We start from the raw sequence: 5,145 nt of genomic DNA on the forward strand, positions 1-5,145 counted from the left end.
GCTTGGATCAAGCAAGTACAGAAAACATGTTGAACCAAATTGATTTTGGGTAAATTAGTTTGATTTTGTTGTCGCCAACGGCGACTTCTGATACAGGTTTTTAATGGGTCTAGCACAACATAGAATAAATTCTATGTGTAAGTGCGCATTGACCTCGTTTCACTCGGCCTGCTGATTCTCTTAACTTTAATTTAGTGTATGACTTCCGCTTCGCTATTTCAACTTTTATACTTTAACTTAACGTTTCCTATATGATATAGTTTCGGTGATTATTTCTAATATGATTGGAGGGATCGTTATGTCTCAAAGTAACTTAGAAAAACAAGAAGCTAAATTAAAAGCCCTTAATCAAAAAATTAAGGACGAAAAAAATAAGATTGAACAACGGCTAGGTAAACAAATCATCAGTCAAGCCAATTTAGATTATGCTAATTTATCTAATGACAATATCAAGTCCTTATCCAAAAAAGTATCCGAGTTTTTAATGGAAAAGTCCGTAGATCATTAGTCACAGGAGATGGGGAATTCCATGCCTAATCAATATGAAAAACTAATTGAACAACAAGCGCGTTTAAAACAAAAAATTGAGCGGGAAGATTTTAAGTTACGCCAATTTAAGTATTATGAAAATCGACAAGCACGAAAAGCCCGTTCTCGCCGATTAATTCAAAAAGGGGCTTTATTAGAAAAGTACTTTCAAGCTAATAACCTCTCGGTCGAACAAACCGAAGAACTTTTAAAAAACATTCGCTGACTATGTCAACGCCCATAAACCGGATAAATTAAAAAACGATCAACCTAATAACTAGGCCAATCGTTTTTATTTTCAGGATTGTTTTTTGGCTTAACTTCTGGATTGTGTTTAGCAAAGTCTTTTAACTGTTTTTGAATTCTTTGTGTAAGCTCTGCTTTACTTTTTTTGTGCTTCCTTTTACTTGATCGCTGTTGAATTATCTTTTGACCCTTACCTCTTCTTTTTGATTTTAGGTCAAGCGTAAAATCTAAAATTTTAGGTAGCGTCAAGAATCTTGTGTAAATGAAATGCCTTAAATTTTAATCTAGTTTTGTCACTCGGTTCATATCATTAAGCTGGTACGTCTTACTCAACGATAAGCCAAATCATGATTGCTAACCCAACAATCCCAATTAAGAACAACGCAACTATAAACATTATCATTGGAATAATGCCAAAAATTTTTAACCACATGTTATCATTTCTTTCTGTAATCAATTCTAAGCTCTTTTAAGCCATTCTATCTTACTCACGTATATTTATATTCAAGTTGTTATAAAACGTCTTAGAACGTATCTCATAGCTTTAAATTAACATGAAATCAATGAGGATAGAAATGCAATTAAGATTATCCCAACTGATAACAAAACTAATCCTAAAAATATTGAAAAAAACATATATTTTCCCTTCCAGCCCATTTTGTTTAACTAGGGCCTACCCTAATGTATCCATCAAAAACAACTGATTTTATTAGTTACAATTAAGTGTTCCAGTGGCGTTCTTAGGTTACCCTTTTTATCTATATCATTGAGAAGTTTCTGTAATTCTGATACAGTGTTAAAAAGACCGTCTAAGAAGGTACCCTCAGCTCTTCTTTGGATGGTCTTTTTTCTATATACCAATTTCTAGTTAACATAAGGCGGCTTATCCCAAGTAACCCACATTCACCGCGGTACTTCCACATTCCGTTATTTTTTGATTGTGAACTTGTCCAAAAAAGAAGTGGTATAGGTCGCAGATTGACTTTAATTGGGGAAAGGAAGTTTGTGAAAATTACTGGTATTACTCCTAGACCATTCCCTTAAATTCAACTGTCTCATTCTTTGTATTAACCAAAAACTTACCGACACTCCCCTGATACTTCACGGATACTTTAAAGGAATACTTGTAATTTACCCGAGTATATCGAATACTACTAATTCTTCCCTGATACCCTTGACTACGCAAAACTCTCTTCACTTGGTTCCTTTGTCGATCAGTAATTCTTGCAGAACTCCGATAGATTGTCTTCTTAACGATCACATCTGGATTCAATGGAACAATGTAATCCTTACATTCCAACAATTCCACCAACTTTCTTTTTTTCTTTGGAATTTGACTTGACGGGTTACGGTTTTCCATTCAGTTTAGAGGGAGTGACGTTTTGAGCGCAGAATTGTTCCCTGGAATCAGCTATTTGGAATAACTGAACCAGAGTGCAATTCTACTACTAAAAGTTTCCCCTTAGTTCGTCGGTCGTTAACGCCCGTCGCTTGTCTGTACAATTGCGGTATTGCTACCACCACTCATTATAAACCTACGTTTTCGGTTTAACCTACTAAAAAACGCCCTAGCAGGCGTTGGTAATACGTATTTATTTTTGTTCGATCACCAACTAATCAGTGGCACCAAGCCGAAGCCTCGTTTTACCACCCGCGCCGTTAATGGTCGCGCTCACCATTCACCACCCAGCCGTACAGATAACCTTGTTGTGGTATAGCCAGACTTATTGAAGTCGCACTGGCAAACGTGTCCCCTTGGATTTAGACCCCAGCTTGTCCCCTAGGGCTTTAAAAATCGCACCGGCCATGATATAATAACCTATAAATTAGAAGATTGTTTGGCGCTCACCGATTCCCGTCGGTGGGTGTTTTTTTATGTTCTATTTTTACTACGGTTATTATTATATCAGTTATCAAATTTTTGGTCAACTTTTCTTGTGTACAGTACACCGTACACCGTACACTGTATCTTGTACACTGTACACTGTGTATTGAATACTGTGTACTGTACACTTAAATAATTTCATTAAAAAGCCGTCATTCCGCATTCAATTGTTAAGGATTTTTTTCTGTACATTGTGTACTGAGTACGGTACACTGTACACATAACACAGTACACCGTGTACCGTGTACGAATGGAGGATTTATAAAAAATGATAATTAGTTGCGCCAATGAAAAGGGTGGTACTGGTAAAACATCTACTACAGCCTTAATCAGCTGGGAATTATCAAATATGGGATATAAAGTGCTTATGGTAGATTGTGACCCTCAAGCAAACCTAACTGATTTAATGATAAAAACAAAAAGTCACGAAAATTCCAACATCACAATTGATCCATCTCTTTTCGCATTACTAATTAATGGAAAAGACTTAAATGACGGCATCATTAACATTAAGAACAGTCTTGACTTAATACCAGCTGCTGCTGATATGAACTTATTCAGTCGGTGGGTTGATAAACAAGACATTGATGAAAAAGCTAAAGTCAGCTATCTTAAAAACTCTTTGTCAAATATATCTAGCAAATTCGACTTCGTGTTTCTTGATGTAAGCCCTACAATGAGTTTAACAAACGATAACGTTTTTATGTGCTGCGACTGGATCATTGTTATGCTACAAACTCAGCAAAGAGCATTGCTGGGAGCAAAAAGTTTCTTAAGCTATTTACAAACGAATTTAATTGACGAATTTGGAGCAAAAGTAGATGTAGCAGGTATTCTTCCAGTTCTTACAAAAGGGCAATCAATTATTGACAATGCCGTTCTTAAACAGGCCGTAGAAGAATTTGGGGAAGACAACATATTTGAAAATGTCATTACTGCTATGGAAAGAGTAAAGAGATATGACCTTACTGGAATCACTGAAAGCAGTCGTTCTGTTTGGGATAAAGCTACTCACAGCACATATACGGCTGTTGCTACTGAATTAGTATCTAGATTGGAGGCAGAATAATATGGGGGGACTTTTGAAACACGGTAATGATGATCAGGTAAAAAGTCCTGATAAGAAGGTAAACGTAAATGTATCATCAATTTCTAGAAAGCAAGCAGGTTTTGGCGAAGATAGTGCGGAAAAAATTCCTACCTTTGATGTAAACATGCGAGTTGATAATCATACCAGAAATGCCGTTTTGGCTTTGTCTAAAGCAACAGCTGATAAGCGTTCAGCTAGTGAAATGGTTTCTTTGATGATTGAAAGTTATCTTGAATCACTAACTCCCCAAACACGCGATACTTACGATGAATTGGTATCGATGATGGAAACAAAGGATAAGCTTGACTATAAACTAAAAAGTAAATAATCACGCGCCCTCAGACGACACGTTCAGCTTTTAGACGTATACTTGTCCGTTTAAATGAAGCAGAATGCACACAAAAAATCCCTCTATTATGCGGAGTAGGGGCCTTTTTTGTCGTTACTTTATAATTTCCAAGAGATACTTTGAGTGCCCCTGACAGCTTCATAAGGTAGTATTCGTATGTATCTGGTATTATTTATAAAGAGATAATAAAAGGACCCCCTAGCGATAAAACTAGAGGGCCTTTTTAACTCTGCACAAATTGATGAAGGTAGTATTTGAGGTGAAATGCTACAGTAGGTAGTATAGCACTTTTAGTGTATAAGAAAAGCCCTCACCAGAATACAAGTGAGGACCCACCACTCAATACACGAAAGGGCATTCTCGTGCTTCTTGATAGTATCATTTTTTCAGACAATAAAAAAACCCCAATTAACCAGAAAATGAGGACTCAGAAGAAGATGTTGCGTATTATACACGCATCCATATTGTAACACTTTTGGTATATAAGAAAAGCCCCTATCCGTGGGGGATAGGGACTTCTCTCAATCAATCAGTTAACACACACGCACGTACACAGAGATACCTCTCTATGCAAGGTAATAATGGCAAATTCTATAATTAATCCGAACAGAAATTAAAAAGCCCAAAGCAATCACTTACAATGGTAGTAGCTAATTCCAACCAATATAGGGAGTGATTACTTTGGGTACATCTACTTTATCACGTTTTCAACGTGGCGCACTAGCACAACTGGTCAATGAGGGGAATAAATCTTACCAAGTAATGGCTGACGCCTTAGGCGTCGCCAAAGCTACGATTAGCTATGAGTTGGACCGGGTTAAACCTTATGATCCAGAATTAGCTCAGCAAGATGCAGATCGCAAAAGGCGGAATTGCGGTCGTCGTTCGATGCTGACGGCAGCATTAGCGACTTTAATTACCAATCACTTACGATTAACCTGGTCACCAGAAACCATTGCGGCCGCTTATAACTTGAGCACTGCGTCAATTAGTAGATTGTAAAATTAATCCGAACGCTGTTCGGACAAAAAAGATCAGCTTCCTTTA

At 37.0% G+C, this 5,145-nt stretch carries 3 protein-coding genes and 3 pseudogenes; 5 read left to right on the plus strand and 1 reads right to left on the minus strand.

The genetic code is table 11. From position 1 onward, the window contains the following. The first annotated feature begins 280 nt into the window (after positions 1–280). A complete protein-coding gene (locus FD28_RS01745; protein ID WP_083478081.1) occupies positions 281–508 on the plus strand; it encodes a hypothetical protein in 228 nt (75 codons plus the stop codon). 21 nt (positions 509–529) lie between these two features. Beyond that, positions 530–809, plus strand: a pseudogene (locus tag FD28_RS01750) (hypothetical protein). Here the strand turns inward: FD28_RS01750 and FD28_RS13005 are convergent. Further along, positions 799–1,011 (minus strand): annotated as a pseudogene (locus FD28_RS13005) (hypothetical protein); the annotation flags it as partial. The pseudogenes FD28_RS01750 and FD28_RS13005 sit on opposite strands and share 11 nt — an antisense overlap. A 1,916-nt stretch (positions 1,012–2,927) precedes the next feature. Between FD28_RS13005 and FD28_RS01760 the strand changes: the two are divergent. The 3 genes and pseudogenes from FD28_RS01760 to FD28_RS01770 form a co-directional block, all read left to right on the plus strand. Further along, positions 2,928–3,728, plus strand: a complete 801-nt coding sequence (locus tag FD28_RS01760) for a ParA family protein (RefSeq protein WP_020090524.1) — start codon at positions 2,928–2,930, stop codon at positions 3,726–3,728. Position 3,729: 1 nt separating this feature from the next. Further along, positions 3,730–4,077, plus strand: coding sequence for a DUF5388 domain-containing protein (locus tag FD28_RS01765; RefSeq protein WP_020090523.1), 348 nt, complete (start codon positions 3,730–3,732; stop codon positions 4,075–4,077). 702 nt (positions 4,078–4,779) lie between these two features. Further along, positions 4,780–5,088 (plus strand): annotated as a pseudogene (locus FD28_RS01770) (helix-turn-helix domain-containing protein); the annotation flags it as partial. Positions 5,089–5,145: the final 57 nt, after the last annotated feature.

The organism is Levilactobacillus hammesii DSM 16381, from assembly GCF_001434395.1.
In the GTDB taxonomy this organism is placed as follows: Bacteria; Bacillota; Bacilli; order Lactobacillales; family Lactobacillaceae; genus Levilactobacillus; species Levilactobacillus hammesii.